This is a genomic window from Bradyrhizobium sp. CIR18, from assembly GCF_014198295.1.
Taxonomy (GTDB): Bacteria; Pseudomonadota; Alphaproteobacteria; order Rhizobiales; family Xanthobacteraceae; genus Bradyrhizobium.
Genome location: NZ_JACIHF010000001.1, coordinates 842,373 through 868,488, shown reverse-complemented (window position 1 = coordinate 868,488; position 26,116 = coordinate 842,373). Strand labels below are relative to the sequence as shown.

The 26,116-nt window shown below is 64.0% G+C and carries 29 protein-coding genes, 1 tRNA gene and 1 pseudogene; 22 read left to right on the top strand and 9 right to left on the bottom strand.

What is annotated here, in order from left to right; genetic code table 11:
• Positions 1 to 137 precede the first annotated feature (137 nt).
• The 12 genes from GGD65_RS04230 to GGD65_RS04175 all read left to right on the top strand — a co-directional run bounded on the left by GGD65_RS04230 (position 138) and on the right by GGD65_RS04175 (position 10,901).
• Complete coding sequence (locus GGD65_RS04230; RefSeq protein WP_183234470.1) at positions 138 to 638, top strand: DUF6163 family protein; 501 nt, start codon at positions 138 to 140, stop codon at positions 636 to 638.
• Positions 639 to 1,164: 526 nt separating this feature from the next.
• A complete protein-coding gene (ldtR, locus tag GGD65_RS04225; RefSeq protein WP_018320040.1) occupies positions 1,165 to 1,683 on the top strand; it encodes a transcriptional regulator LdtR in 519 nt (172 codons plus the stop codon).
• Between the two features lie 197 nt (positions 1,684 to 1,880).
• Entirely contained in the window at positions 1,881 to 2,117 is a 237-nt protein-coding gene (locus GGD65_RS04220; protein ID WP_183234469.1) for a hypothetical protein, read from the top strand.
• Between the two features lie 56 nt (positions 2,118 to 2,173).
• Positions 2,174 to 2,395: a hypothetical protein gene (locus GGD65_RS04215; RefSeq protein ID WP_018320042.1), complete on the top strand. Its 222-nt coding sequence runs from the start codon at positions 2,174 to 2,176 to the stop codon at positions 2,393 to 2,395.
• A gap of 261 nt (positions 2,396 to 2,656) precedes the next feature.
• Positions 2,657 to 3,955 (top strand): serine hydroxymethyltransferase, encoded by a 1,299-nt coding sequence (gene glyA / locus GGD65_RS04210; RefSeq protein WP_018320044.1) that lies wholly within the window; start codon positions 2,657 to 2,659, stop codon positions 3,953 to 3,955.
• Between the two features lie 15 nt (positions 3,956 to 3,970).
• Positions 3,971 to 4,453, top strand: coding sequence for a transcriptional regulator NrdR (gene nrdR, locus GGD65_RS04205; protein ID WP_011087793.1), 483 nt, complete (start codon positions 3,971 to 3,973; stop codon positions 4,451 to 4,453).
• Positions 4,450 to 5,598 carry a bifunctional diaminohydroxyphosphoribosylaminopyrimidine deaminase/5-amino-6-(5-phosphoribosylamino)uracil reductase RibD gene (ribD, locus tag GGD65_RS04200; RefSeq protein WP_183234468.1) on the top strand — a complete coding sequence of 383 codons (1,149 nt, stop codon included), beginning with the start codon at positions 4,450 to 4,452 and terminating at the stop codon, positions 5,596 to 5,598. Before nrdR ends, ribD begins: the two co-directional genes overlap by 4 nt.
• Positions 5,598 to 6,221, top strand: a complete 624-nt coding sequence (locus GGD65_RS04195; protein ID WP_183234467.1) for a riboflavin synthase — start codon at positions 5,598 to 5,600, stop codon at positions 6,219 to 6,221. The genes ribD and GGD65_RS04195 overlap by 1 nt, the downstream gene beginning before the upstream one ends.
• Before the next feature lie 164 nt (positions 6,222 to 6,385).
• On the top strand, positions 6,386 to 6,877 hold the full coding sequence (gene ribH, locus GGD65_RS04190; protein WP_092257480.1) for a 6,7-dimethyl-8-ribityllumazine synthase: 492 nt from the start codon (positions 6,386 to 6,388) through the stop codon (positions 6,875 to 6,877).
• Between the two features lie 3 nt (positions 6,878 to 6,880).
• Complete coding sequence (gene nusB / locus GGD65_RS04185) at positions 6,881 to 7,378, top strand: transcription antitermination factor NusB (RefSeq protein WP_018320048.1); 498 nt, start codon at positions 6,881 to 6,883, stop codon at positions 7,376 to 7,378.
• 175 nt (positions 7,379 to 7,553) lie between these two features.
• A complete protein-coding gene (thiL, locus tag GGD65_RS04180; RefSeq protein ID WP_183234466.1) occupies positions 7,554 to 8,546 on the top strand; it encodes a thiamine-phosphate kinase in 993 nt (330 codons plus the stop codon).
• Between the two features lie 234 nt (positions 8,547 to 8,780).
• Positions 8,781 to 10,901, top strand: coding sequence for a sodium-translocating pyrophosphatase (locus GGD65_RS04175; protein ID WP_018320050.1), 2,121 nt, complete (start codon positions 8,781 to 8,783; stop codon positions 10,899 to 10,901).
• Between the two features lie 172 nt (positions 10,902 to 11,073).
• Here the strand turns inward: GGD65_RS04175 and GGD65_RS04170 are convergent, their stop codons facing one another.
• Together GGD65_RS04170 and GGD65_RS04165 are read right to left on the bottom strand one after the other, a co-directional pair.
• A complete protein-coding gene (locus GGD65_RS04170; protein WP_183234465.1) occupies positions 11,074 to 12,072 on the bottom strand; it encodes a tripartite tricarboxylate transporter substrate binding protein in 999 nt (332 codons plus the stop codon).
• A gap of 217 nt (positions 12,073 to 12,289) precedes the next feature.
• Positions 12,290 to 12,775: an outer membrane protein assembly factor BamE gene (locus GGD65_RS04165; protein ID WP_177237153.1), complete on the bottom strand. Its 486-nt coding sequence runs from the start codon at positions 12,773 to 12,775 to the stop codon at positions 12,290 to 12,292.
• 98 nt (positions 12,776 to 12,873) lie between these two features.
• Here GGD65_RS04165 and GGD65_RS04160 point away from each other — a divergent pair, with 98 nt between their 5' ends.
• The 8 genes from GGD65_RS04160 to GGD65_RS04125 all read left to right on the top strand — a co-directional run bounded on the left by GGD65_RS04160 (position 12,874) and on the right by GGD65_RS04125 (position 18,337).
• Positions 12,874 to 13,437, top strand: a complete 564-nt coding sequence (locus GGD65_RS04160) for a ubiquinol-cytochrome C chaperone family protein (RefSeq protein WP_092257474.1) — start codon at positions 12,874 to 12,876, stop codon at positions 13,435 to 13,437.
• The gene (locus GGD65_RS04155; RefSeq protein WP_018320054.1) at positions 13,434 to 14,003 is read left to right on the top strand and encodes a DUF177 domain-containing protein; all 570 of its coding nucleotides are present in this window, start codon (positions 13,434 to 13,436) and stop codon (positions 14,001 to 14,003) included. Before GGD65_RS04160 ends, GGD65_RS04155 begins: the two co-directional genes overlap by 4 nt.
• A 299-nt stretch (positions 14,004 to 14,302) precedes the next feature.
• Positions 14,303 to 15,364, top strand: coding sequence for a phosphate acyltransferase PlsX (plsX, locus tag GGD65_RS04150; RefSeq protein ID WP_018320055.1), 1,062 nt, complete (start codon positions 14,303 to 14,305; stop codon positions 15,362 to 15,364).
• A complete protein-coding gene (locus GGD65_RS04145; RefSeq protein WP_018320056.1) occupies positions 15,361 to 16,341 on the top strand; it encodes a beta-ketoacyl-ACP synthase III in 981 nt (326 codons plus the stop codon). Before plsX ends, GGD65_RS04145 begins: the two co-directional genes overlap by 4 nt.
• A 134-nt stretch (positions 16,342 to 16,475) precedes the next feature.
• Positions 16,476 to 16,817: an integration host factor subunit alpha gene (locus GGD65_RS04140; protein WP_026202294.1), complete on the top strand. Its 342-nt coding sequence runs from the start codon at positions 16,476 to 16,478 to the stop codon at positions 16,815 to 16,817.
• Between the two features lie 24 nt (positions 16,818 to 16,841).
• Complete coding sequence (locus GGD65_RS04135) at positions 16,842 to 17,426, top strand: MerR family transcriptional regulator (protein ID WP_183234464.1); 585 nt, start codon at positions 16,842 to 16,844, stop codon at positions 17,424 to 17,426.
• Between the two features lie 109 nt (positions 17,427 to 17,535).
• Positions 17,536 to 17,613: transfer RNA gene (locus tag GGD65_RS04130), tRNA-Pro, on the top strand.
• Positions 17,614 to 17,800: 187 nt separating this feature from the next.
• Complete coding sequence (locus GGD65_RS04125; RefSeq protein WP_183234463.1) at positions 17,801 to 18,337, top strand: hypothetical protein; 537 nt, start codon at positions 17,801 to 17,803, stop codon at positions 18,335 to 18,337.
• A 489-nt stretch (positions 18,338 to 18,826) separates the two neighbouring features.
• On the opposite strand, the gene GGD65_RS04120 is transcribed toward GGD65_RS04125, so the two are convergent.
• The 5 genes and pseudogenes from GGD65_RS04120 to GGD65_RS04105 all read right to left on the bottom strand — a co-directional run bounded on the left by GGD65_RS04120 (position 18,827) and on the right by GGD65_RS04105 (position 22,628).
• On the bottom strand, positions 18,827 to 20,167 hold the full coding sequence (locus GGD65_RS04120) for an adenylate/guanylate cyclase domain-containing protein (protein ID WP_183234462.1): 1,341 nt from the start codon (positions 20,165 to 20,167) through the stop codon (positions 18,827 to 18,829).
• A gap of 91 nt (positions 20,168 to 20,258) precedes the next feature.
• Complete coding sequence (locus tag GGD65_RS41075; protein ID WP_409362734.1) at positions 20,259 to 20,375, bottom strand: DUF3649 domain-containing protein; 117 nt, start codon at positions 20,373 to 20,375, stop codon at positions 20,259 to 20,261.
• Positions 20,320 to 20,691: pseudogene (locus GGD65_RS04115) on the bottom strand (RNA ligase family protein); the annotation flags it as partial. The gene GGD65_RS41075 and the pseudogene GGD65_RS04115, both read right to left, overlap by 56 nt.
• 1,060 nt (positions 20,692 to 21,751) lie before the next feature.
• Positions 21,752 to 22,117 carry a hypothetical protein gene (locus GGD65_RS04110; protein ID WP_183234460.1) on the bottom strand — a complete coding sequence of 122 codons (366 nt, stop codon included), beginning with the start codon at positions 22,115 to 22,117 and terminating at the stop codon, positions 21,752 to 21,754.
• A 193-nt stretch (positions 22,118 to 22,310) separates the two neighbouring features.
• A complete protein-coding gene (locus tag GGD65_RS04105) occupies positions 22,311 to 22,628 on the bottom strand; it encodes a hypothetical protein (RefSeq protein ID WP_246783187.1) in 318 nt (105 codons plus the stop codon).
• Positions 22,629 to 22,965: 337 nt separating this feature from the next.
• Between GGD65_RS04105 and GGD65_RS04100 the strand changes: the two genes are divergently transcribed.
• On the top strand, positions 22,966 to 23,922 hold the full coding sequence (locus tag GGD65_RS04100) for an outer membrane beta-barrel protein (RefSeq protein WP_312017683.1): 957 nt from the start codon (positions 22,966 to 22,968) through the stop codon (positions 23,920 to 23,922).
• 28 nt (positions 23,923 to 23,950) lie between these two features.
• On the opposite strand, the gene GGD65_RS04095 is transcribed toward GGD65_RS04100, so the two are convergent.
• The gene (locus tag GGD65_RS04095) at positions 23,951 to 24,535 is read right to left on the bottom strand and encodes a TetR/AcrR family transcriptional regulator (RefSeq protein ID WP_246783186.1); all 585 of its coding nucleotides are present in this window, start codon (positions 24,533 to 24,535) and stop codon (positions 23,951 to 23,953) included.
• A gap of 163 nt (positions 24,536 to 24,698) precedes the next feature.
• On the opposite strand from GGD65_RS04095, the gene GGD65_RS04090 reads away from it, so the two are divergent.
• Positions 24,699 to 25,664, top strand: a complete 966-nt coding sequence (locus GGD65_RS04090; protein WP_183234457.1) for an alpha/beta hydrolase fold domain-containing protein — start codon at positions 24,699 to 24,701, stop codon at positions 25,662 to 25,664.
• Positions 25,665 to 25,801: 137 nt separating this feature from the next.
• Here the strand turns inward: GGD65_RS04090 and GGD65_RS04085 are convergent, their stop codons facing one another.
• Positions 25,802 to 26,041 (bottom strand): hypothetical protein, encoded by a 240-nt coding sequence (locus tag GGD65_RS04085; protein WP_092257446.1) that lies wholly within the window; start codon positions 26,039 to 26,041, stop codon positions 25,802 to 25,804.
• Positions 26,042 to 26,116 lie beyond the last annotated feature (75 nt).

Below are 26,116 nucleotides of genomic sequence, written 5' to 3'. Positions count from 1 at the left end.
CTGGAATTATTCTTATACCAGCTCGCATGGTTCCCGCCACCGCAGCTTGACCTGCCGCAAGGCAGAATTGAGCTGACCTTGGCAGTCGAGCTTGGGCGCCGATTGATTTTGCGGGCCGAAGCAGCCAGAAGGGGGCCATGTCCGAGATTTCCACCCGCGATGCGGCCCGTGACGGCAGCCCCAGGGACGCCGTCAGAGACAGCGCCAGAGACAGCGCGATGTCGGTGGCTGCGATCTCGTCGGAGCGCTCGGAGTCCGACGACAATGTCTGGACGCGCCGCCTCGTGCTGTTCCTGCGGGTGATGGCGCTGCTCTCGATCCTGAAGGGCCTCTATCACTGGGCGCAGGTGACGGGCTTCGTCGGCGGCGAGGACGAGGCGTTCGAGAACCAGTCGATGGCCTGGCAGGCCGCGACCGTCTATTTCGCGGTGATCGAACTCGTCGCCGCTGTCGGCCTGTGGCTGGCAACGCCGTGGGGCGCCGTGGTGTGGCTCACCACCGTGGTGTCGATGGCGGTGATCGAGCTGATGTTCCCGGGCATCTACGGCGGCAGCCTGATCGTCGTCGGCGTCGAAGTTTTCATGCTCGCCGCCTATCTCGCGCTCGCCTGGATGGCCGCGCGCGAACGGCCGCCGTAGCGCGCGGACAACGCGCACTCTCGTGCCCCGGACGCAACGCAGCGCGCCGCGCTTGTGGCGTGATGCGTTGCAGAGCCGGGGCCCATCTCTCCGCGATCTCGTTTGTGGCTTTCTGGGTCCCGGCTCTGCGCTCCGCTTCGCTGCGCTTGTCCGGGACACGAGAGCGGAGGCGCGGAGTTGTGCCGGATTGGTTGACCGTTGGTTGCCTAAAATTTGCGGTAAGTTTTCGTTGACCAGCCGGTTCCGCCACAGCCGTTACGCGCCCGTTTCGAAACGGAGCGGGGCTGTTCTGGAATGCGACAGTTGCAGCGGACGGAGGGTGAACAGGACCTTGCGAAGGTCAACAGAGGCTTTCGAAAAGTGCTTGTGGCACAGGCTTAATCCGCAATTCACTGTCTTAAATTCATGATCTCTTTATTCTCTTATTTAAGCCGATCTTCAAACGAGCCCCTTAAGTTGCACCTATCAGACGGGACACAAGTTTCGTCGAATAAGTGTCGATAAAAACGACAACAGGGGAAGTGTCATGATGAAAGCCGTCGCAACTGCGGCAGATACCGCAGAGCGCGTCTCCGGCCAGCAGGGTTCGGTGCAGTCGCTCTATCTGGAAGCTTTGACGCTGGTGGAGCGGCTGCATCGCCGGCTCCTCGACGTGATCAAGGACGAATTCGATCGCCGCGGCCGCGCGGACATCAACTCGGTGCAGGCTCTCCTGCTCTACAACATCGGCGACAAGGAGCTGACCGCGGGCGAGCTGCGCACGCGCGGTTACTATCTCGGCTCCAACGTCTCCTACAATCTGAAGAAGCTCGTCGAGCTCGGCTTCCTCGACCATCAGCGCTCGCGCGTTGATCGCCGCTCGGTGCGCATTCGCCTGACCCCGCAGGGCCAGGAAGTCCGCCGCATCGTCGATGCGCTCTACCAGAAGCACGTCAAGACGGTGGAGCAGGTCGGCGGCATCTCGGGCGAGGAATTCTCGACCCTCAACAAGTCACTGCACCGCCTCGAGCGGTTCTGGACCGACCAGATCCTGTATCGGCTCTGAGTTTCCAAGGGATAAGGCCAAGCCGGCCCGCAACAAGACCGGCAAGCCGCCCGAACGTGCCTAACTTCCCCAGCGCGCCGGCCCGGAGTTGCCCCGGACCGGTGCGTTTTGCATTTTGCACCTGCGAAGAAAATTTTGCGACCCGAGGAACCAGTTCCGGGCCTGGCGCTTATCTCCTTCGGATCGGAGAAAGGTCGATGCTGGTCGAGCGCGGGCTGCAGGCGATGAACGTGGAACTCGTGAGCGAGGCCTACGCCATCGCCGCGAACTACCTTCGCCGTTCCGGCGCGATCCCCGATACGCTCGTCACCGACGAACGTCTGCTCGGGATCATCGTCAAGCTGCTCCAGAACGGGGAGTTCAACAAAATCCGGCTCGCCAACACGGCGATCGCCCGGTTCCAGGCGCAGGCCGAGGCCCGCGCGGTTGCCTGATCAACAGTCCCAAAATACCGACGAACCCAGAACTATCGCACGAACCAGAGGGTGCCATGGAAGCCGCCATCGACCGCATCATGCAGACCTATGACCTGCTCGCCAACCGCACCGCCGCGGCCAGCGAGGAGGCGAGGGAGAAGGTCACGAACTATCTCAACATCCTGATGGAGGCCGGCGAGAAGGACACCCACCGATTGACGGTCTGCGGCCTGACCTATCTGCGCCAGCTCGACGGCAGCGTGGACCCGGTGAAGGCGGGGTATACCGGGCTGTGACAGGCAGCCGGCGGCTCCACGGATGAGGAGTTAGGACCCAAAGCGGCCCCATTCGGGAGGGGGTGGACGGGCGGCTCCCCAGAGCCGGCCCAAGTGCCGAAAACCGCCACCCTCCACCATATCTTGCATAAATATCAGGCCCGACCCGCAAATGCTTGGCCTGTTGCGGGCGATGTGGTAGATCGCGCTCGCCGCTTCCGATCGCCACACCAGACCGCCCGTAGCCCGCCAAAAGGCTGCGGCGGTGGAGATATTCGCAAGATGACCGCACCCAAAACCGCCTCCGCGCCCGATTCGTTTTTCACCGCTCCGCTCGAGCAGGCCGACCCGGAAATCGCCGCCGCCATCAAGGGCGAGCTCGGCCGGCAGCGCCACGAGGTCGAGCTGATCGCCTCCGAGAACATCGTCAGCCGGGCCGTGCTGGAAGCGCAGGGTTCGGTGATGACCAACAAATACGCGGAAGGCTATCCGGGCGCGCGCTACTATGGCGGTTGTGAGTGGGTCGATGTCGCCGAGAACCTCGCGATCGACCGCGCCAAGAAGCTGTTCGGCGCCAAATTCGCCAACGTGCAGCCGAACTCCGGCAGCCAGATGAACCAGGCGGTGTTCCTGGCGCTGCTGCAGCCCGGCGACACCTTTATGGGTCTTGACCTCGCGGCGGGCGGCCATCTCACCCACGGCTCGCCCGTCAACATGAGCGGCAAGTGGTTCAAGGCCGCGCACTACACCGTGCGCCGCGAGGACCAGATCATCGACATGGATGCGGTTGCCAAGCAGGCCGAACAGGTCAAGCCGAAGCTGATCGTCGCCGGCGGCTCGGCCTATTCGCGCGCCTGGGACTTCAAGCGCTTCCGCGAGATCGCGGACAGCGTCGGCGCGTACCTCCTGGTCGACATGGCGCACTTCGCGGGCCTCGTCGCCGGCGGCGTGCATGCCTCGCCGGTGCCGCACGCCCACATCACCACGACGACGACGCACAAATCGCTGCGCGGTCCGCGCGGCGGCCTGATGTTGTGGAATGACGAGACGCTGACCAAGAAGTTCAACTCGGCGATCTTCCCGGGGCTGCAGGGCGGCCCCCTGATGCACGTGATCGCGGCCAAGGCGGTCGCCTTCGGCGAGGCGCTGCGTCCGGACTTCAAGGTCTACGCCAAGAACGTCGTCGAGAACGCCAAGGCGCTGGCCGAGGCGATGAAGAGCCATGGCTTCGACATCGTCTCCGGCGGCACCGACAACCATCTGATGCTGGTCGATCTCAGGCCGAAGGGCCTGAAGGGCAACGCCTCGGAGAAGGCGCTGGTCCGCGCCGCCATCACCTGCAACAAGAACGGCATTCCATTCGACCCCGAGTCGCCGTTTGTGACCTCCGGTATTCGTCTGGGCACGCCGGCGGCGACCACCCGTGGCTTCGGCGTCGCGGAATTCCAGCAGGTCGGCGGCATGATCGCCGAGGTCCTCAACGCGATCGCGCAGTCGGACGACGGCAAGGCGCCGCTGGTGGAAGCCGCGATCAAGGAACGCGTCAAGGCGCTCACCGATCGGTTCCCGATCTATCAGTAAGGCTGGGTCACGCGGATGCGCTGTCCGAACTGCAACAGTCTCGATACGCAGGTAAAGGACTCGCGTCCGACCGAGGACTCTTCCGTGATCCGCAGGCGGCGCGTGTGCGTCGCCTGCAATTTCCGCTTCACCACCTTCGAGCGCGTGCAATTGCGCGAGCTCACGGTGATCAAGCGCAACGGCCGCCGCGTGCCGTTCGACCGTGACAAGCTGATGCGCTCGGTGCAGATCTCTTTGCGCAAGCGGCAGGTCGAGCCGGAGCGGGTGGAGAAGATGGTCTCCACCATCGTGCGCGAGCTCGAGACCGGAGGCGAGGCCGAGATCTCCTCCGAGGTGATCGGCGAGACCGTGATGGAGCATCTGCGCACGCTCGACGACGTCGCCTATGTGCGCTTCGCGTCGGTCTACCGCAATTTCCGCGAGGCCAAGGATTTCGCCGACGTGCTCGGCGAGCTCTCCGGTGAGGAGGAAGCGCGGCTCGCCGCGATCCGCAAATGATCTTCCGCATCCTGGAAGATCAGTTCGCGCAGAAAGCCCGCGAGGCCAAGGACGCCGACCTTCGTTTCATGCAGCTGGCGCTGGCGCTGGGCCGGCGCGGGCAGGGACGCACTTGGCCCAACCCGGCCGTCGGCGCCGTCATCGTCAAGGACGGTGTCATCGTCGGCCGCGGCTGGACCCAGCCGGGCGGACGGCCGCATGGCGAGCCCGAAGCCCTGCGGCGCGCCGGTGAAGCCGCACGCGGCGCCACGCTCTACGTCACGCTCGAGCCTTGCTCGCATTTCGGCAAGTCGCCGCCTTGCGCCGACGCGGTGATCGCTGCCGGCATCAAGCGGGTGGTGGCGGCGATCGAGGATCCCAATCCTGAGGTCGCGGGGCAGGGGCACGCGCGGCTGCGCGCGGCCGGGATCAATGTGGACGTGGGCCTGTGCGCGGCGGAAGCCGCCTTCGACCATGCCGGGCATTTCCGCCGCATCCGGGACAAGCGCCCGCATGTGATCCTGAAGCTCGCGGTCTCGCCCGACGGCAAGATCGGCGCCGCCGGCGGCAAGCCGGTCGCGATCACGGGGGAGGGGGCGCGCAATCGCGTGCATCTCCTGCGCGCGCAGAGTGATGCCATCCTGGTCGGCATCGGCACGGTGCTGGCGGACGATCCGCTTCTCACCTGCCGGCTGCCGGGCATGGCGGCGCGCTCGCCGGTGCGCGTGGTGCTCGACCAGAGCCTGCGTATTCCCGGGGCGAGCAAGCTTGTGGCCTCCGCGCGCGAGACGCCGCTCTGGGTGATGGGCTGCGACCTTGCGGAAGCCGCAGCAGCAACACGTCTCGGCGCGACCGGCGCGCAAGTGATCCGCGTCCCGCCGGCAAGCGCCTCCGGGCTCGATTTGCCGGCCGTGCTGCAGGCGCTGGCCGGGAAGGGCATCACCCGCCTGATGGTCGAGGGCGGCAGCCGGGTGGCGTCCTCGTTCGTCGCCGCCGACCTCGTCGACGAGATCTGGCTGTTCCGCGGCGCGGAAGCGGTGGGCAGTGGCGGCGTCGATGCGCTCGATGCATTGCCCCTGTCGAAAATCACGCAGTCGCAGGCCTACAAGGTTCATGCTAGCGAAACATTCGACAAGGATACTCTCACCATCTACGAGCGCGCGTAATGTTCACCGGCATTGTCACCGATATCGGCGAGATCGTCAGCTTCACGCCCGTGGCACAGGGCCAGCTGCACCGGCTGCGCATCGCCTGCCGCTACGATCAGACCACCATCGCCGACGGTGCCTCGATCGCCAGCAACGGCGTGTGCCTGACTGTGGTTGCGTCCGGCGTCGCAGGCGGCAAGGACTCCCAGCAAAGGACCTGGTATGACGTCGATGCTGCGGCGGAGACGCTGGCACTCACGACGGCCAAGCACTGGAAGGTCGGCACCAGGCTCAACCTCGAGCGCGCGCTCAAGATCGGTGACGAGCTCGGCGGGCATATCGTCGCCGGCCACGCCGACGGTATCGCGACCCTCGTCAGCCGCGAGGATCTGCCCGACATGGCGCGGTTCGAGCTCTCGACCACGCGGGAGCTGGCGCGGTTCATCGCGACCAAGGGCTCGATCACGCTCGACGGCGTCTCGCTCACGGTCAATACGGTCAAGGACGTGACTTTTTCGGTGCTGATCATCCCGCACACGCTCTCGGTCACGACGATCGGTGGCTGGAAGGCGGGGGACGAGGTCAATATCGAGGTCGACTTGATGGCCCGCTATGCGGCGCGGTTGACGGAAATGAAGTGACGGCAGAGCCGTCATTCCGGGATGGTCCGCAGGACCAGGCCCGGAATCTCGAGATTCCGGGTTTGATGCTTCGCATCGCCCCGGAATGACAGTGTCTTTAAAACTTGGCTTACGTGCCTGCGGCGACTACATAACGCGCCGACCCCAGTAAACGGATTGAGACGATGGCAGACGCGCGGCGCGCACCCCTGAAGGACCAGACTGACATTTCCGGCGCGCGCGCGCTGATTGTCGAGGCGCGGTTCTATGACGATCTCCAGGACGCGCTTCTGGACGGCGCGATCGCCGAGCTGAAGGCGGCGGGCCTGACCCACGACGTCATCACGGTTCCCGGCGCGCTGGAGATTCCGGCCGCGGTGGCGATCGCCATCGACGCGGCGGCGGCGAACGGCAAGCCCTATGACGCTGTGATCGCGCTTGGCTGCGTGATCCGCGGCGACACCATTCACTTCGAGATCGTGTCGCAGGAATCCTCGCGCGCGCTGATGGATCTTGCCGTGGCGCGAAAGCTGCCGCTCGGCAACGGCATCCTCACCGTCAATAATGAGGCGCAGGCCTGGGCGCGGGCGCGCGCCAGCGAGCTCAACAAGGGCGGCGATGCCGCGCGTGCGGCGCTTGCGATGCTGCGCATCAAACGCCGCATGGCGCGGGCCTGAGCCATGGCTGATCCCACCAAGAAGCCGGCAGGGCTTAACGAGAAGAAGGCAAACCGGCGCGGCGCGGCGCGGCTCGCGGCCGTGCAGGCGCTGTACCAGATGGATATCGCCGGCGCCGGCATCAACGACATCTTTGCCGAGTTCGAGAGCCATTGGCTCGGCAACGAGGTCGAGGGCGACACCTACCTGCCGGCCGAAGCGGCGTTCTTCCGCGACGTCGTCTCGGGCGTCGTGCGCGACCAGAAGAAGCTCGATCCCCTGATCGACGAGGCGCTGTCGAAGGGCTGGCCCTTGAAGCGGATCGAGGCGATCCTGCGCGCGGTGCTGCGGGCAGGGGCCTATGAGCTGGAGCACCGCAAGGACGTGCCGGGCCGCGTCGTCGTCTCCGAATATGTCGACGTCGCCAACGCCTTCGTCGACCGCGAGGAGACCGGCATGGTCAACGCCGTGCTCGACCAGATCGGCCGCCAGTTTCGCGGCGACGAGTTCGGGCGGGGGTAATTTACGGCGAGGGCGGTTAATTCATGCGAGACGGCTGCCCCATACTCCGCTGTCATCACCCGCGAAGGCGGGTGATCCAGTGCGCCGCGGCCTGTCGATGTCACACGATCGTCTCTGGAATACTGGATCGCCCGGTCGAGCCGGGCGATGACAGCGGTGGGTGTGGCTGACGCTGATGGCAAACAATCCCTCCCCCGAAGACTCCCTCATCGCGCGCTATTTCAAGCCGCTGGCGACCGATCCCGGTGCGTTCGGTCTGGTAGATGACGCGGCGGTGCTGTCGTCGTCCGGCGACGACATCGTCGTCACCACTGACGCCGTCGTCGAAGGCGTGCACTATCTTGCCACCGATCCCCCTGACACCATCGCGCGCAAGGCGCTGCGGGTGAACCTGTCCGATCTCGCCGCCAAGGGCGCGACGCCGGCGGGATTCGTGCTGACACTGGCGCTGCGGAGCCAGGAGGATGCCTGGCTCCGGCCCTTTGCGGACGCGCTGGGCGAGGATGCAAAGGAATTCGCTTGTCCGCTGCTCGGCGGCGACACGGTCTCGACGCCGGGCCCGCAGATGATCTCGATCACGGCCTTTGGCCGCGTGCCGCAGGGGCGGATGGTCGGCCGGACCGGCGCGAGGCCAGGCGATCGCATCCTGGTGAGCGGCACGATCGGCGACGCTGCGCTCGGCCTCGACGTGCTCACGGGCGGTGCTGCCGCGGCTGCGCTCACGACCGATCCCGCTGCAAGGGAAGCCCTGATCTCACGCTATCGCGTGCCGCAGCCGCGCAACCCGTTGGCACGGGCCGTGCGCGATCATGCGACCGCAGCGATGGACGTCTCCGACGGGCTCGCCGGCGATCTGACCAAACTCTGTGCGGCGTCCGGGGTCTCGGCCACGGTCGACGTGACGAGCGTGCCGCTTTCGGCCGCGGCAGCAAGCCTGGTTGCCCGCAACGTGGTTTGCGTCGAGACGCTGCTTGCGGGGGGCGACGACTACGAGGTGCTGTGCACCGTCCCGCCGGCGCAGGGCGATGCGCTGATGGCCGCGGGGCGGGCGGCCGGCCTTGCCGTCACCGCGATCGGCACGATCGTCGCGGGCAAGCAGGGGCCGCGTTTCCTGGACGGGCAGGGCCAGGAATTGGTTTTGAAGCGGCTGTCCTACAGCCACTTCTAGGAATTGCTCCAAACCGGCATCTTAGTTCGCTGCACTTGGCCTAAATACCTGCCGAGATCGGCGTTTTCGGCCTTATCCGGCGTTGCACCCTCAATTTGATTTTGGCAAGCTTGCTACCGACTAAGGCCGCCCCTTTTGGGCAAGGGGCGGCTTTGTTCGAAATCAAGGCGCCGCACCGCTCGACGGACAACAAAAGGCGCCGGGGGTACATCAAGGATCTGAGGCAAAAATCACATGACAGCATTATGGTTGATAGTGCTCTGCGGAGTGCTTTCCGTCGTCTACGCGATTTGGGCGACGTCTTCGGTGTTAAGCGCGGATGCGGGGTCGCCGCGCATGCAGGAGATCGCGGGAGCGGTCGCTGAGGGTGCACAGGCGTATCTGCGGCGCCAGTACACGACGATCGGCATCGTCGGCGTGGTCATCTTCCTCTTGCTTGTCTATTTCCTCGGAATCTACGTCGCCATCGGCTTTCTGATCGGCGCCGTCCTGTCGGGGGCGGCCGGCTTCATCGGCATGAATGTCTCGGTCCGCGCCAACGTGCGCACCGCGCAAGCCGCGACCACCTCGCTCGCCGGCGGCCTCGAACTGGCCTTCAAGGCCGGCGCGATCACCGGCTTGCTGGTCGCGGGTCTGGCATTGCTCGGCGTGACGCTCTATTTCGGCTTCCTGGTGCATTCGCTGAAGCTTGCGCCTGACAGCCGTACCGTCATCGACGCCATGGTGGCGCTCGGCTTCGGCGCCTCGCTGATCTCGATCTTCGCCCGTCTCGGCGGCGGCATCTTCACCAAGGGTGCGGACGTCGGCGGCGACCTCGTCGGCAAGGTCGAGGCCGGCATTCCCGAGGACGATCCGCGCAACCCGGCCACCATCGCCGACAACGTCGGCGACAATGTCGGCGATTGCGCCGGCATGGCTGCCGATTTGTTCGAGACCTATGCGGTGACCGCGGTCGCCACCATGGTGCTCGCCGCGATCTTCTTCGCCAAGACGCCGATCCTCGCCAACATGATGACGCTGCCGCTCGCGATCGGCGGCATCTGCATCATCACCTCGATCATCGGCACCTTCTTCGTCAAGCTCGGGCCGAGCCAGTCGATCATGGGTGCGCTCTACAAGGGCCTGATCGCAACCGGCGTCCTGTCGCTGATCGGCATCGCGCTGGTGATCTACTACCTGATCGGCTTCGGCAAGCTCGATGGCGTCGACTATACCGGCATGGCGCTGTTCCAATGCGGCGTGGTCGGCCTCGTCGTCACCGCGCTGATCATCTGGATCACCGAATACTACACCGGCACCGACTATCGGCCGGTGAAGTCGATCGCCCAGGCCTCGGTGACCGGCCACGGCACCAACGTGATCCAGGGCCTTGCCGTCTCGATGGAAGCGACCGCGCTCCCCGCGATCGTGATCATCGCCGGCATCCTGGTCACCTATAGCCTCGCCGGCCTGTTCGGCATCGCGATCGCGACTGCCACCATGCTGGCGCTGGCCGGCATGGTCGTCGCGCTCGACGCGTTCGGCCCCGTCACCGACAACGCGGGCGGCATCGCCGAGATGGCGGGCTTGCCGAAGGAGGTGCGCAAGTCGACCGACGCGCTCGACGCGGTCGGCAACACCACCAAGGCGGTCACCAAGGGCTACGCGATCGGCTCGGCCGGTCTCGGTGCGCTCGTGCTGTTTGCGGCCTACAACCAGGACCTCAAGTTCTTCGTTGCAGACTCCGCGCGCCATCCCTACTTCGCCGGCGTCAATCCGGACTTCTCGCTCAACAACCCGTATGTGGTGGTGGGCCTGCTGTTCGGCGGCCTGCTGCCGTATCTGTTCGGCGCGATGGGCATGACCGCGGTGGGCCGTGCCGCCGGCGCGATCGTCGAGGAGGTCCGGCGTCAGTTCCGCGAGAAGCCGGGCATCATGCAGGGCACCGACAAGCCGGATTACGGCAAGGCGGTCGACCTGCTGACCCGGGCGGCGATCAAGGAGATGATCATCCCCTCGCTGCTTCCGGTGCTGTCACCGATCGTCGTCTACTTCCTGATCTACGCGATCGCGGGCGGCGGCGTGGCCGGCAAGTCGGCCGCGTTCTCCGCCGTCGGTGCCATGCTGCTCGGCGTCATCGTGACGGGCTTGTTCGTCGCGATCTCCATGACCTCGGGCGGCGGCGCCTGGGACAACGCCAAGAAGTACATCGAGGACGGTCATTTCGGCGGCAAGGGCTCTGACGCCCACAAGTCGGCGGTGACCGGCGATACCGTCGGCGATCCCTACAAGGACACGGCGGGTCCCGCGGTGAACCCGATGATCAAGATCACCAACATCGTGGCCCTGCTGCTGCTGGCGATCCTGGCGCACTGAGCGGCGGGAGACGAGACAAGACAAAACCCCGCGGCGCGAGCCGCGGGGTTTTTGTTTGTAGTGACGGTGCGTAGGGCGGATTAGATTAGCGAAGCGTAATCCGCCATCGCCCGAACCGCATCGAAGGCGGATTACGCTTTCGCTAATCCGCCCTACAGATCGCGGCCGTGCGTCACTGCACGTCCATCTGCAGCCCTTCCTTCTGGATGATGCCGGCGAACTTCTTCGTCTCGGCATCCACGAACGCGGCGAACTGCTCGGGCGTGCCGTAGTCGGCGCGGGCGCCCATGGCCGCGATCTGCTTCTTGATGTCGTCGCGCTCCAGCATCGCCTTGACCTGGAGATTGAGCGCGCTCAGCACCTCGGGCGAGACGCCCTTCGGCAGGAAGACCGAGAACCACGACGAGACGTCGAAATTCGCCAGCTCCGGCGCGCTCTCGCGCATGGTCGGCAGGTCTTTCGCAAGGTCGCTGCGCTCGGTGGTGGTGACGCAGAGGCCGTTGAGCGTGCCGTTCTGCACCTGCGGCAGGCTCGGATAGAGGTTGTCGAACAGGATCTGGATGTCGCCCGCCAGCGCCGCCTGGAGCGCGGGTCCGGCGCCACGGAACGGGATGTGCGTCATCTTGAGGCCGGTGAGCTGGAGGAACCAGGCGCCGGTGAGGTGAGGGCTCTGGCCGACACCGGAGGAGGCGTAGCTGAGCTTGTCCGGATTGGCCTTGAGAAAGGCGATCAGCTCGGCGACCGACTTGATGCCGGTCTTCGGATGCGCCGACACGATGTTCGGGATCCGGATCATGTTGGAGACCGGCTGGAGCTGGTCCGGCTTGTAGGTCAGATTCTTGAAGATGCTATAGGCGATCGCGTTCGGACCGGGATTGCCGACCAGGATGGTGTGGCCATCGGGCTTGGCACGAACCACCTCGGCGGTGCCGATGGTGCCGCCGCCGCCCGAGCGGTTTTCCACGACGGCCGACTGACCCCAGGCGGTTTGCAGATGCGCGGCCAGGAGCCGGCCCAACACGTCGGTCGAACCGCCGGCCGCAGCCGGCACCACGAGGCGGACGTTTTCGGTCGGCTTCCAGTCGGCAAGGCTCGATCGCGGCAGGATCGCTGCGGCCGAAAGGCCGGCCACACCGGTGAGCACGCGACGTCGGGACAAAGTCTTAGGCACGAATCCACTCCCTGCTTCTTTCTTTGCAGGAAGCGTAGGAAACCGCAGATGCGACGGCAAGTCGCGCGCGGCGGTCAGTGCCGCGCGGAGGGCGGCACGACGCCGCAGGCGAGGGGCATATACCTTCCGGCGGAATTGGAAGGCGTTCTGGATGCTTGTCTTGAAGGTTTTCCTGAAGCGAGCCGGTCGCCGGCTTCGCCCGAAAACGCTCCGGGACTCAGTTAAAGCTGAGCAGCTTGAACAGCGGCGTGAGGTAGCTCATCTCCTGGCCCGACGTCGGCGTGGTGCGGCTGATGAAGTCGAAAATCTTGCCGTCCTGCAGGCCGTAATTCGCGAGGCGCCGCACGCGCCGGTTCTTGTCGAAATAGATCGCGATGACGCGCTGGTCGACCACCTTCTGGTTCATGAAGGCGACCATGCGCTCCGAGCGCTGGGAGATGTAGTAGAACACTTCGCCGTCGAGGGTCGCCACCGTGGAGGGCGTGCCCATCACGATCAGCACCTGGTCCTGGCTCGCGCCGATCGGAATCTGCTCCAGCGCACCGGGCGGCAGGATATAACCCTTCTGGAATTGCTCGCCGGTGCAGCCCGTGAGCGCGGCGCCGACCAGGGCGACGGCGGCGAGCATGCGCAAGCCGCGCCAGCGTGCGTGAAGGCCGCGCCGCGTACCCGCGCGCAGGCTGATCTGGTTCGTTGTCGTCATAGCGGAACTGATTCCGTCCCCTTGCGTCGCGCGAGGCGCTGAAGTACCGGGCTGGGCGTCTGAATGCAACTCGCGCGCGCCCGCTTGCGGAAACCACAATGCTTTGGCCGTTCAATCACTTCAGGAAACCCCGGCTAACCCCGTCGGGCACCATTGAAGCCATCTATGGCATGATCGTGACGCAGGCGCGAGAACCCATATTTTACCGCGACTTGGGCGTGCCCGATACGGTTAACGGGCGTTTCGACCTGTTGCTGCTGCATCTGTGGCTGCTGCTGCGGCGCCTGCGTACGGTCCAGGGCGCCACCGCAGGAGCCTCGGAGCTGTCGCAGGCGCTGTTCGACCGCTTCTGCGAGGACATGGACGACAATCTGCGCGAGATGGGGGTCGGCGACCAGACCGTGCCGAAGCGGATGCGGGCGTTCGGCGAGGCGTTTTACGGCCGCGTGCAGGCCTATGACCAGGCCATCGAGGCCGGCGGCGAGGCCCTGGCAGAGGCGATCTGCAAGAATATCTTGAATGGGACCGGCCCGGACCAGGCGAGGCGGCTCGCGGCCTATGCCCGGGCCACCGAGGCCGATCTCGGCCGGGCAGACGAGGCTGCGCTGCTGCGCGCCTCCTTCAGGTTTCCTCCAGCGCTTCTCGAGGGCGACACGCCATGAGCCGACCCAATACCGGATCCGAGCCCGATCCCTGGCGGGCCCCCGTCATCGTCGCGCAAATCCCCGACACCGGCCTGCACCGCAAACTCGAGGCCTCGGCCGTCGAGCGGCAGGCGATGGCGGAGGTCGCTGGCCTCCGTGAGGTCCTGTCCGCCCAGGCCGACTTCGACGTGGTGCCCAGGAGTGGCGGCCGGGTCCAGGTGACCGGCACCGTCCGGGCCCGAATCGGCCAGACCTGCGTGGTCACGCTCGATCCGATCGAAAGCGAGATCGAGGAGGAGGTGGACCTGGTGTTCGCCCCCGAGGCCGAGGCGCGCCGTCTGGCCGACCTGATCGCGGAGGGGCAGGACGAGGAGGCGGCGCCTGAGGTCGCCGACCCGCCCGAGGCGATCGTGGGTGGCATCATCGACCTTGGCCGGCTCGCCACCGACGCCCTGTTCCTGGCAATCGATCCCTATCCGCGCAAGGAGGGGGTCGTGTTCGAGCCGGAGGTCACCGCCCCCGATCCCGAGGACCATCCATTCGCGGCCCTGAAGGCGCTGCAGGACAACAAGAAGGGCCAATAGCCGGGCATTTCCCCCAGGGATCGTCTTGCGGCGGTGCGCGAGGCATTTGCCGGGATGGTTTCAAAGCCTTCTTTATCTGGCTGATTTCAGTGCATTTCTTGCAGATTCAGGAGTTCGCGGCCGGATCGCCCCGGATGCAAAAGGCTGGGGGCAAGAGGTTGTTTCGGGGGTACAAAACGCTATTGTCGCGCCCCGGCCCGGGTGCGGCGTGGCGCTTGGCCGGCCGCCATGTCCGTGGCGAACTCATTTTGCGGTCCCGCTGATCCAAGACCGCACCAGACCAGGTTTCCAGGACTTTTATGCCAAGCAAGGTTCGCATCGCGCTGGACGCCATGGGGGGCGACGCCGGCGCCGCCGTGGTCATTCCCGGCGCCGCCATCTCGCTTCAGAGGCATCGCGAGACCGAGTTCCTGCTGGTCGGGGACCGCGCCAGGATTGAGCCCGAGCTCGAGAAGCATCCCGCCCTCAAAGCGGCTTCGAAGATCATCCACACCGACGTGGCCGTCAGCGGCTCGGACAAGCCGAGCCAGGCGCTGCGGCGCGGCCGCAAGACCTCCTCGATGTGGCTTGCCATCGACGCCGTGAAGAAGGGTGAGGCGGATGTCGCGGTCTCCGCCGGCAATACCGGCGCGCTGATGGCGATGTCGCGCTTCCACCTGCGCACGCTGCCCGGGATCGACCGTCCCGCGATCACGGGGATATGGCCGACCAGGCGCGGCGAGTCCGTCGTGCTCGACCTCGGCGCCACCATCGGCGGTGACGCGCACCATCTGGTGTCGCTCGCGGTGATGGGCGCGGCGATGGCGAGCGTGCTGTTCGACAAGAAGCGCCCCACGGTCGGGCTGCTCAATATCGGGGCCGAAGAGATCAAGGGGCACGAGGAGATCCGCGAGGCCAGCGAGATCCTGCGTGCGAGGAACCTGCCGGAGCTCGACTATATCGGCTTCGTCGAGGGCGACGGCATCGGCAAGGGGCTGGCCGACGTCATTGTGACCGAAGGTTTCAGCGGCAACATCGCGCTCAAGGCCGCCGAGGGAACCGCGCGGCAGATGGCGGACTTACTCCGCAACGAGATGCGGCGGAGCTGGCTGTCGAAGCTCGGATATCTCTTTGCGCGCAGCGCCTTCCAGGCCCTGCGCGACAAGATGGACCCGAACAAGTCCAATGGCGGCGTGTTCCTGGGTTTGAACGGATTAGTGGTCAAGAGCCACGGCGGAACCAGCGCCGAAGGCTTTGCCTATGCGATCGATGTTGGCTATGAGATGGCTCACTACGATCTCCTGAACAAGATCAATCAGATGCTCAACCGCGAGGGCGGTGCACTCAATTCCGTGCAGGCCGCGCAGGAGGCTGTTTCGTGACTCAAATTCGTTCGGTCGTGCTGGGCTGCGGCTCCTATCTGCCGGAGCAGGTGGTGACCAACGCCCAATTGGCGGCGCGTATCGACACCTCCGACGAGTGGATCGTGCAGCGCACCGGCATTCGCGAGCGCCACATCGCGGCCGAGGGCGAGTTCACCTCGCATTTGGCGATCAAGGCGGCGCAGGCCGCGCTCACCGATGCCGGCATGGACGCGCAGTCGATCGACCTGATCGTGCTCGCGACCTCGACGCCGGACAACACCTTCCCGGCGACGGCCGTTGCCGTGCAGCACGGGCTCGGCATCACCCACGGCGCGGCCTTCGACCTCCAGGCGGTATGCTCCGGCTTCGTGTTCGCGCTCGCCACCGCCGACAATTTCCTGCGCACCGGCGCGTTCAAGCGCGCGCTGGTGATCGGCGCCGAGACCTTCTCGCGCATCCTCGACTGGAACGACCGCGGCACCTGCGTGCTGTTCGGCGACGGCGCCGGCGCGGTGGTGCTGGAGGCGCAGGAGCAGCCGGGCAAGGCCGCGACCGACCGCGGCATCGTCACCACGCATCTGCGTTCCGACGGCCGCCACAAGGCAAAGCTGTTCGTCGACGGCGGGCCGTCCTCGACCCAGACCGTCGGCCATCTGCGCATGGAGGGCCGCGAGGTCTTCAAGCACGCGGTCGGCATGATCACCGACGTCATCGTCGATGCCTTCCAGGCGACCGGGCTCAATGCCGAGACCATCGACTGGTTCGTGCCGCACCAGGCCAACAAGCGAATCATCGACGCTTCCGCCCACAAGCTCCACATCGCGCCGGAGAAGGTGGTGCTGACGGTGGACCGTCACGGCAACACCTCGGCCGCCTCGATTCCGCTGGCGCTGTCGGTGGCCCGCAAGGACGGCCGCATCAAGAAGGGCGACATGGTCCTGCTGGAGGCCATGGGAGGCGGCTTCACCTGGGGCTCCGCGCTCGTGCGCTGGTAGGGCCACAGTCGATAAAATTTTGCCGGAATCAGCGCCGATTATCGATGCGTGTGCATTGATGAGCGCTGTTGACCGCCGTATCGTAACCTCATAATTTCAGACAACAATTGTTCGCCGTGATGTGGGGCAGGGCGATGACCGATCAAAGTAAAACCGTAACGCGTGTCGATCTGTGCGAAGCCGTCTACCAGAAGGTGGGCCTGTCGCGCACGGAATCGTCCGCCTTCGTGGAACTCGTGCTGAAGGAGATCACCGACTGCCTGGAAAAGGGCGAGACGGTGAAACTGTCCTCGTTCGGGTCCTTCATGGTCCGCAAGAAGGGTCAGCGCATCGGCCGCAACCCGAAGACCGGCACCGAGGTGCCGATCTCGCCGCGCCGCGTCATGGTGTTCAAGCCGTCGGCGATCCTGAAGCAGCGGATCAACGGCCAGCACCGCGCCAACGGTGACGCCAGCAAGGCTCCACAAGAGGCGTAACGCCTCTCGCAAAGGATTTGGCATTTGGACAAGGCGCCGGATGCGTTCCGAACCATCAGCGAAGTAGCGCAGGAGCTCGACATTCCGCAGCACGTGCTGCGGTTCTGGGAAACCCGATTCTCCCAGATCAAGCCGATGAAGCGCAGCGGCGGCCGCCGCTATTACCGCCCCGACGACGTCGACCTGCTCAAGGGCATCCGCCGTCTCCTCTACGGGGAGGGCTACACCATCCGCGGGGTGCAGCGGATCCTGAAGGAGCACGGCGTCAAATCGGTGCAGGGCCTTGCCGACAGCGCCGCCGCGGTCTCGTTCGGCGCCATCGAGGACGCCATCGGCGCCAGCTTGATGGAGCCCGACGACGAGGAGGCGCCCATCAAGGGCGTCACCGACACCGACGATGACGACTACCAGGGCGATGAGGAGGAAGGCATCGACTTCCGCTTCACCGAGGTCGACGACGAGGAAATCCTCACCACCTTCCGCAAGGGCGGCACCGCCGCTGCGGCCCCGGCCGGCCCCAGCGCGCTGGACCGGGAACGGCTCGGGCGCGTCCTTGCCGACCTCGTCGCCTGCCGCGAGATGCTGGATCAGGCGCTGAAGGACGGGTAGGGGCGGGCTTCGCCGGCTTGCGGGCAGTTCCGGGGACTTTGGCCCGGACGGCAAAATGCTGCGTCCTCGCCTTGCGCATCGCGCCGATCCTAGCTAATGGAACGACGTTCGGAGCGTGGCGCAGCCCGGTTAGCGCACTAGTCTGGGAGACTAGGGGTCGGAGGTTCAAATCCTCTCGCTCCGACCAAATTCTTCAAATATTTCAATGGTCCCGTGGGCCGGCCGATTATTAAAGAGCCGCCGCTTTACAGGCAGTTTACAATAATCGTTCTGGCGCTGTTCTTCAGTCGTGCATAGGGGAGCAGCATTTAGGACGCGTCCTAAAGAAACATGAGAACGAGTTAGCCACTAAGAACTCAGAGGCGCGCCTTCTGGTGTCGGTTGTCAAACCCGGCAGTATCGACATCAACTTAGTACCCGACCTCGTCTCAACCGTGGCAATGGCCGGCCCCTTGCTGGCACCACTAATCGACAAGGTCGAGCTGATCGAAAAGTTCGGCAAGCATCTTAAGTCTCTGATCGACCTTTTTGCTAAGAAGCGAGAGGCGACAGCAGCCGACAATATCTCCATTAAAGACTGCGACGATGCAACGAACATAGTGAAACCGATCGCAAGTCACGGCGGATCGCAGACATTCAATGTGATCAACGGTCCGGTTACCGTTCAATTGTTGACTGTCACAGCTCAGGAAGCGTCATCGATTATTGAAACCGCTGCGCTCGAAAAGACGCTACTTCAGAATCCGAAGGCGGAGGTTTTGCAGCGCGTACCTATGGTTTGGAAAAGGTTGGACAGAGACTCCGTGAAGTCGGAAGCCAAAACAACTCCAGACCGTGCTTTGATAGAGGAAATAGATGAAAAGCCGCATGCAGTGTTTTTCACTGACGAGATGAGCCATAAAAGCAAATGATCGGGGACGAAGAAAATCCTTATCAAGCAATCTATTTTGTGGATGTTGTTGTATCGCGGTCATCGGGCAAAGTCGCTCCTACCGCGTGATTGGCTATTACGGCAAGGAAGAGCTCGAGCCGCTACCTCCGGCATAATTCGCGGGCGAAGAATCGGAAGAGAATATCAGGGACTTCTTCCAGCGTGTATTGCGACACTAAAACTCGAAGCGATAGCATGGGATGGAATCGCAACTGGGGGGACTATGCCACGTTCTTGGCGTTCATGGATGCTTGCTGCTGCCAGAGAATGGAATTTCACGCCGACGCCAAGACCGGCGCGATCACGTCCGAAAAGCTCGATGACTAGTCCGTGTACTCATTAAGCGGCTGGCCGCCGCTAATGTCCGCTTAAGCCCGAACAGCGGCGGAGAAGCAGCAATCTTCCAATGTCGCTGAAGGGCCAAAAGCGGTCCTTCGGTGCTCTGACCACATGGCGGGGTGAAAGCGGGCTAGGTAATCACCGCACGGAACAGACGCCATTCGTCAGGCACGCCTTTGAGAGTGTGACGGCCGCGCTCTTCAAACGTCAATCCGGAGCCTGCTACGAGGTCGCGAACCGTCTGTGAGACCAGAACTTCACCCGGCGCAGCTAGCGCCGCCACGCGCGCGCCAATATGCACGGCAATGCCAACGATATCGTGCGCGACGAATTCGCACTCACCGGTATGCAAACCGCAACGGACCTTCAGATCGAGCGAGCGCACCGCATCGCGGATTGCGCTGGCGCAGCGTACGGCGCGCGCAGGTCCGTCGAACGTGGCAAGGAAACCGTCGCCGGCGGTGTTGATTTCGCGCCCGCGATACTGGCCGAGCACGCCCCGCGCTTTGGCATAGAACGCGTCGAGCAGTACGTGCCAGGCGCCGTCGCCGAGCATGGCGGCGCGTTCCGTCGATCCCGCAATGTCGACAAACAGCACAGTCGCAAGCACTCTATCTGGCTGGGCTGCCTGCCGATGCCCAGTGACGAATTCTTCGACCTCATCAAGGATTGCGTCCTGACTGCCTACCCAGACCACATGGTCCTGACCACCGAGCTCAATCAGTTTGGCGGAAGGAATCATCTGCGCCATGTAGCGCGCATGCTTCACGTCGATGACGCGCTCATCGGTGCGATGCAAAATTAAGGTCGGTACACGCGTGACGGGGAGGATATTTCTGACATCAATTTCCCGGTTCATGCGCATGATCGCGGATGCCGCCCCTGGGCTTGCTGAGGCCCTGAAGTAGGCAGCAACTTGCTCAAGTGCCTGCGTATTGCCGGCAAGGCTGGGCGCCCACATCAGCAAACTCATTGCATCTGTCGTGCCCCAGTGGTGCTCAATGTCATCGAGGAAAGTGCTCCACTGCGCATCAGTCCATCCGAATGTGTAGTCAGGAGCCCACGCGCGTCGCGCATAAGTGCCACAAAGAACCAGAGCGGACGTGCGTTCGGGATACGTCGCGGCATAGAGCAGCGACATCGGACCGCCCTCGGATACGCCAAACAAGGTGGCCCGCTGGGAACCGACTTGGTCCAGCACCGCCTGCACATCGTGCATCCGCTGTTCAAGTGTGAAGATCTGGGAACCGCGATCAGACATTCCGGTGCCGCGCTTGTCGAAAATGATGACTCGCGCAAACGTTGCAAGCCTGCGGAAAAAATAGGCGCGACCCGGCGATTGCCAAAGCGCTTCAACATTGGAGACAAAACCGGGGACGAACAGCAGGTCGCGTGGACCGTCGCCAATCACCTGATAGGCAATATGGACGTCATCACTTTTGACGTAGTGAGTGGTCGGGATGTCAGCCATGTTGGCCTACTGCGCGACAAACCACGCTGCGCGAGTGTCGTATCACATTCCGCGTCAGGCTAGTGGGACTTTTGACGGGCTTGACTGCCGCCTACCCGTAGGTACCGGCAAAAACTGGGGAAACCAGAGTGATGCCACGGCAAGCGCGCCAGGTTGCTCTTGCGCAGCGAGAGGGGCAGGGGCCGCAGATCTTCGCCGCCGCGCACAAGGATATCGAAGGCGTAAAGCTGCACCTCGTCATCATGCCGACGCGAATGCAGGGCGTTGAAGTCGGAGACGCCGTCGACGCCGAGCACCACGGCCTCTCCGTCGACGACGAAGTGCCGCTCGCGGTTCTTCAGCGCGGCCTGGACGATCCAAGGGTAGCGCTTGGTCCAATCCGTACCGTTGCGAGAGAGGAGGCGCACCCGCTCGTTCTGCCGAATGACCAGCATTCGGTAGCCGTCGTACTTTACCTCGTGGATCCAGTCAGTCCCTGAAGGGACGTGCTTGGCGGCGGTAGCCAAGCAGAGCTCGTACGTCATACGCATGGACCGAAAATAAGACTTCCCGCTCAATTTGCGAGATCGGGAACAAGTGGCAATCGGGCGAATTGTCTCTCTGCTCCGGCCATCCTAAGCCCCCTGAAGCCGGAGCAGACCCCAATGGCCTCAGCTGCCGCCCCAGCTGAGGCCGCCCTTTTGAGGCCGCTCCGGTATCGCGCTAGCGTGGGCCTCGGTCGGTTGCAGAAAGTGGCTTCTCCGCGGCCGAAGAAGTAAGCGAGCGTAGGATTTGTTCGGCTTGCTCCTTTGTCAAATTGGCTGCCCAGGCGGTCCCTATCAGTGTCGGGCCCTTGCGTACTCGATCGTAAACCATCCAACCCTTGCCGCCCATTCGAACGAAATATCGGCTCTGCGCCGGAATGTTATCAGTCAATGCAGCATGCTCCCAACCAATATGCCCAGCAAGCTAAGGGAGGGCATTCACCTTTGTACCTTCATTCGCAAATGTGAATCTCGTCGGGAGAAAGTGGCAGTGTCTCGTTTTTGTCGCTAACCTTGTACGATACGTGAGTCGGGGGGATTCATGGATCGGAAGCCTCTTGAGAGCATGTCTCTCGAAGAGCTGTGGCGACTCCACACCGTCGTCAATGATGTTTTGGCGGAGAAGCTTGCGGCGAAGAAGCAAGAGCTAGAACGACGACTGGAGCTGCTCAACCGAGAAGGCAAAGCTCCCCATTAAGGCGGTCGCAATCGGCTCGCCGTTTCACGCTGGCGGACCTAGCCGGCTGGGAGAGTCATTGCCGGCGCGAACCGTTCTGAGAATGTTGCGGCCTTTGCATCCCTCGCGGCAGAAAGGGCAGCGGAAATAAACGTGGAACATCCGATGGTCGCCAGCGCTAGGAGAGCCGTACCGAAAATCAGGCTACGCATTTGAGCCTCCCGCAACGGTCGTTACCGTCGCAGTATCGGATTGCATTGTTTCAGCTTCGCTTCGTTGGAGGCCTCAATTGGCTTCGTACACGCGGCCGTGAATGGCATGTTCGCCCCGCGCGCCGGCCGGCCGCGGCGCATTTCGCCGAGCCCACAGGCCTGCCTTCAGATGTCATCGGGCAGCGCCGCGCAGGGGCAGGGCGAGCTGCAGGTCAAATCGTCGCGTCGCGTTGGCGTTGATGAAATCCTGCAGAGCCGGCGAGATCTGGGCGTCGGAGTTGGCGGCGCGCTCGGCCAGCGCGTCGGCAAGGTCGGACGTCGCGTCGCGGGACCAGCCCTCGATCGAATTGAAGCGCACGATCCGAAGCGGATAGGCATATTGGCCGGAGAGGATGTCCTGTAGGACGGTCTCGAGATCGGTGTCGGCCTCGTCGGTCTCACGCCATGCGCACCCGGCACCCGCGCCGAAATCCTCAAGCACCAGGTAGATGTCGCGGTCGAGGCGATCGGCCGGCACGATCGAGGGCGAGGAACGCATACGCATACTCCGATACAAAAGCAGCGGAGAGACGGCCCCGGCTCGCAGGGGCGCTAGGGGGGTATGGGCCGGGGTCCGCTCCGCCAGCTCGGCGGCAAGCCAGCGAGACTCATAATCTCATCCCCGGGCCTTCGTTCCTGGAAAGCTAGCGCGATCGGCTCGTCGAACTCGCCGGCGCTCCCGTCATGCGCCCTTATGCCAGGGACGGCTGCGGTCGGCGTCGGTCACGCGCGCCTGCTTGATCTCGTCGTAACTGAGGGTCCGATTGCAAAGCCGCCCAAGCGGATCGGAACGCCATCTTGGCCGCGTCCAGGCTGGCGGCGTGGCCGCGATGGGCACTCCGCTGCGGCACGTTGGGCAGAAAGCATGACCAGGACCAATCGGCGCCGCCGCCGACGGCAGTGGTTCTGAAAATGCGGCCGATGTGAAGATCGTCCCAGATCACGACATAGTCGTCAGGCGCGGTTTTACCGCCTATCACGGCGCGGCGCAGGGAGAGTTCGTCGGTCATGGGCGGCGTTATGGCATGAGAACACAGAGAGGACAAATTCCCGGCGATGTGTAGCAAAGTGTGTATCAAGCACAGCCACGCTCGGCCGTTCGCTGGCGCCGTGTGCAGCCTCCCGATCGGTTTACAATTTCGGTAAAAGACCCTGTCTTTGCAAACCGAAGCCGCTCAGTCGTTTCCAAAAATTCTCCCGTAGAAGCAACGATCTGCCGTCGCCTGGGAGACTAGGGGTCGGAGGTTCAAATCCTCTCGCTCCGACCATTTTTCAAAGAATCAAATTCCTTTTCGGCCGGGTTTACCGCGGGCCGCACGTTTCCGCTTGGGTTGCAACGTTCCGCGAGTGTTGCCCTGGCGTCACAGCGTGCAGCGTCAACATGATTTAAGAATTTCGGGCGCGTTGGAATCGCGGAGGGGGCGTCCCGTGAGAAGAGCACTGGCTGCTGTAGCAGTCTTGGCGAGTGTCGCGTCGGGGGCGGAAGCTGCTGACCAAAGCCCCGCACTTTTCACGAAAGCGCGCACGGCTGACTCCAGCCCAAGCTGGACGGGATTTTATGCTGGCGGCAACGTTGGCGGCGCATGGGCAGACCGGACCGTGAATTTCACCGGTGACGCGGCCTCCGCTTTCATCTTCAATCCTGGAGTTCCGATTGCGCCTCCGTTTGCGGGGCAGGTTGCTCCCAGCCCTCACGATTTTTCGATGAGTGGTGTCACGGGGGGCCTGCAAGCGGGGTACAATTGGCAGCTGGGTGGCAAATGGCTCGTCGGCGTTGAAGGTGACTTAAGCGCATCCAGCTTGCGCGGAAGCGGTCGCGAAACAACGCCGATTCTGCCCCCAGCTTTCGCGCAGACCATCTCGGCCGAGCAAAAGATTGACTGGTGGGGGAGCATTCGTGGGCGTCTGGGGGCGCTGGTCACGCCTAACGTTCTTCTGTATGGGACCGGCGGCTTTGCTTTTGGTCGAGTGGCGACATTCGACGACTACATCGCGAACGGACCGGGTGGCGCTTTCAGTGTCTCCGTCGGCGGCACTTCATTCAGTTGTACGATCGGATCGACTTGCTTCACGGGCACCGATTCCCGCATTCAGGCTGGCTGGACGGTGGGTGGAGGGGGCGAATGGCGCTTTGCGCCTCGTTGGAGCTTCAAGGCCGAATATCTCTACGTCGACCTCGGCAAATCGTCAGTGACGGCCACCGCACTCGCAACGGGCATTGGCCCGACTCTGTCCAGATACACGGCGAATTTCGGCCGGGCGGATTTCCACGTGGCGCGAGTGGGCGTGAACTATCACTTTTGAGCCTGGATCAGATCTCTCTAAGGGCCGCCTACCTCAAATACCCCACCACCATCCGCGTCGTCTCGTCCACCAGCGTCCGCACCATCTTCTCCGACAGCATTTCGGGTCCGTTCAGCACCGTGTTGTGCGCGACCGCCTCGATCGAACTGACGCAGACGAAGGTTGCGACGTCGAGATCGATCTTGCGCATCTCCTTGCGGCGGCTTTCGAGATAGGTACGCACGAGGTCATGGACCTCGCGGTTGAAGGCTTCGACGTCTTTGAGCTGGCCGGTGCGGGGGATCTGCTCGGCGAGCACGCGGTGCAGTTTCGGGTCGATGCGGTGGGCTTCGATTGCGACGGTGACGAGCTTTCGCACCGCCTTGTCGATCGGCAGGTCGGCGACTTCCGCGAGCGCGGTGCGGACAATGCCCATGATCTCCTCGTTGTGACGGTCGATCACGGCGGCGACGAGCGCTTCCTTGCTCGGAAAATACTGGTAGAGCGAGCCGACGCTGACGCCGGCGATCTCGGCGATGCGGTTGGTGCTGGCCTTCTCGAAACCGTCGCGGACCAGAATGCGAGCAGTCGCCTCGACCAGCGCGTCGACGGTGGCGCGTGATCGCGCCTGCAAGGCGTTTTTCCGGGGTTTTGTCGGCGGCGTGCGCGCCATGGGCTTTGCGCGCCGAATGCGAGTAGGAAAAGCGAGCGAATGCTCGCATTATACGCGCATATGGCGACCTGTCGGCAAGCCTCTTCGTCGCCATATGGATGCCCAGCCAGGCGGAGAACTGACCATGAGCGTCGCAAGGATCGTGTCGGCCCTGCAGTTTTGTCCAGATCTTTGCGCGCCTCGGAGCCGTGAGCCCGGGCCGAGCCTGCAGAGCCGCGGCTTCAACGCGCTGCTCGCCCTGCTGCCCTACAAGCAGCAGCTGGCATCAGCCGAAGCGGTGCAGGCGCATGTGCAGAAGCTCGCATTGCAACCGGCTTCGTTCGAGCCGCCGAACCTGGGGCGTGACGTCGAGGTGACACTGACGAAGATGGGCGGCTGGCCGGTCTATTACACCGCGCCGGCGTCGGGACATGAGGGCTGCAACTTCGTGATGTTCCTGCACGGCGGCGGCTACATCAACGAGATCGTGCCGGCGCATTGGCGCCTCATAGGCCAGATGACGCGCAAGGCGAACGTCGTGTGCGTCGTGCCGATCTATCCGCTGGCGCCGCGCGCCACCGCGAAGGATGTCGTGCCGGCGACGGCCGAGCTGTTGCGCATGCTGCTGGAAGACGCCGGGTCTGCGAAGGTCACGGTAGCAGGCAACTCGGCCGGCGCAGGGCTCGCACTCGCGGCGTGCCAATGGCTGCGCGATCGCGGGCATCGGCAGCCGGACCAGATGGTGCTGATCTCGCCCGCGGCCGATGCCTCGGTCAGCCGTCCGGAGCAGATCGAGATCGCAAAGCGCGATCCGATCCAGGACATTCCGGGGATCGTCGAGGCCGGGCGGCTCTACGCCGGCGGGCTCGATATCGGCCATCCCTTCGTCAGCCCGCTCAACGGTGCCTTCCGTGCACTGGCGCCGATGACGATCTTCGCAGGGACGCGCGATCTGCTTTACCCCGACAGCGTCGATCTCGCCGAGCGGGCGAGGGCGGTGGGCGTGCCGGTCGAGCTGCATCTGCTGCGTGACCAGCCGCACAATTACGCGCTGATGCCGACCCCGGAGGGGCGCAAGGCGCGGGCGCTCATCATGCGCGCGGTGGCGTGATGGGAGAAGCGTGTGACCGTGGTCACAGGGCGCGCCGCCTCGCTGGGGCTTGGCGCTGGCAGTGCCCGCGAAGGGACAAGCGGCCCCCGGGCGTTTCCTCGTATCCGTCGTCTTCGGATCAGTAGTTTTGCGGGGCCTTAGGCGTGGCCCTTGATCTCGTAATGGCCGGGCACGCATTTGTACCGATCCAGGCGCCAATTGGCGTGATAGATCGGATGCTCACCCATCCATTTCGCCAACGGCGCCTGTGCGCCGATCGCACATTGCATCAACGACATCTCGGGCGTCATGTTGCTGTCGGTCACGATTTCCTCGATGCAACTGCCTGAGCTGGCTGCACTCAGCCGGCAGAGCACGGCAACGACGGTCACGAACATTCCTGTCACCTCATCGGTAGTTTCAGACCACGAAGAGGATGCAAGCGGAGTGCCAGAGCCTGTGACACGCAAACA

What these genes read in the sequence shown, in the direction of transcription:
- GGD65_RS04230 (WP_183234470.1), top strand. Translation starts at nt 138, where the DNA reads ATGTCCGAGATTTCCACCCGCGATGCGGCCCGTGACGGCAGCCCCAGG.
- ldtR (WP_018320040.1), top strand. Translation starts at nt 1,165, where the DNA reads ATGATGAAAGCCGTCGCAACTGCGGCAGATACCGCAGAGCGCGTCTCC.
- GGD65_RS04220 (WP_183234469.1), top strand. Translation starts at nt 1,881, where the DNA reads ATGCTGGTCGAGCGCGGGCTGCAGGCGATGAACGTGGAACTCGTGAGC.
- GGD65_RS04215 (WP_018320042.1), top strand. Translation starts at nt 2,174, where the DNA reads ATGGAAGCCGCCATCGACCGCATCATGCAGACCTATGACCTGCTCGCC.
- glyA (WP_018320044.1), top strand. Translation starts at nt 2,657, where the DNA reads ATGACCGCACCCAAAACCGCCTCCGCGCCCGATTCGTTTTTCACCGCT.
- nrdR (WP_011087793.1), top strand. Translation starts at nt 3,971, where the DNA reads ATGCGCTGTCCGAACTGCAACAGTCTCGATACGCAGGTAAAGGACTCG.
- ribD (WP_183234468.1), top strand. Translation starts at nt 4,450, where the DNA reads ATGATCTTCCGCATCCTGGAAGATCAGTTCGCGCAGAAAGCCCGCGAG.
- GGD65_RS04195 (WP_183234467.1), top strand. Translation starts at nt 5,598, where the DNA reads ATGTTCACCGGCATTGTCACCGATATCGGCGAGATCGTCAGCTTCACG.
- ribH (WP_092257480.1), top strand. Translation starts at nt 6,386, where the DNA reads ATGGCAGACGCGCGGCGCGCACCCCTGAAGGACCAGACTGACATTTCC.
- nusB (WP_018320048.1), top strand. Translation starts at nt 6,881, where the DNA reads ATGGCTGATCCCACCAAGAAGCCGGCAGGGCTTAACGAGAAGAAGGCA.
- thiL (WP_183234466.1), top strand. Translation starts at nt 7,554, where the DNA reads ATGGCAAACAATCCCTCCCCCGAAGACTCCCTCATCGCGCGCTATTTC.
- GGD65_RS04175 (WP_018320050.1), top strand. Translation starts at nt 8,781, where the DNA reads ATGACAGCATTATGGTTGATAGTGCTCTGCGGAGTGCTTTCCGTCGTC.
- GGD65_RS04165 (WP_177237153.1), bottom strand. Translation starts at nt 12,775, where the DNA reads ATGACGACAACGAACCAGATCAGCCTGCGCGCGGGTACGCGGCGCGGC.
- GGD65_RS04160 (WP_092257474.1), top strand. Translation starts at nt 12,874, where the DNA reads ATGCTTTGGCCGTTCAATCACTTCAGGAAACCCCGGCTAACCCCGTCG.
- GGD65_RS04155 (WP_018320054.1), top strand. Translation starts at nt 13,434, where the DNA reads ATGAGCCGACCCAATACCGGATCCGAGCCCGATCCCTGGCGGGCCCCC.
- plsX (WP_018320055.1), top strand. Translation starts at nt 14,303, where the DNA reads ATGCCAAGCAAGGTTCGCATCGCGCTGGACGCCATGGGGGGCGACGCC.
- GGD65_RS04140 (WP_026202294.1), top strand. Translation starts at nt 16,476, where the DNA reads ATGACCGATCAAAGTAAAACCGTAACGCGTGTCGATCTGTGCGAAGCC.
- GGD65_RS04120 (WP_183234462.1), bottom strand. Translation starts at nt 20,167, where the DNA reads ATGGCTGACATCCCGACCACTCACTACGTCAAAAGTGATGACGTCCAT.
- GGD65_RS04110 (WP_183234460.1), bottom strand. Translation starts at nt 22,117, where the DNA reads ATGCGTTCCTCGCCCTCGATCGTGCCGGCCGATCGCCTCGACCGCGAC.
- GGD65_RS04105 (WP_246783187.1), bottom strand. Translation starts at nt 22,628, where the DNA reads ATGACCGACGAACTCTCCCTGCGCCGCGCCGTGATAGGCGGTAAAACC.
- GGD65_RS04090 (WP_183234457.1), top strand. Translation starts at nt 24,699, where the DNA reads ATGAGCGTCGCAAGGATCGTGTCGGCCCTGCAGTTTTGTCCAGATCTT.
- GGD65_RS04085 (WP_092257446.1), bottom strand. Translation starts at nt 26,041, where the DNA reads ATGTTCGTGACCGTCGTTGCCGTGCTCTGCCGGCTGAGTGCAGCCAGC.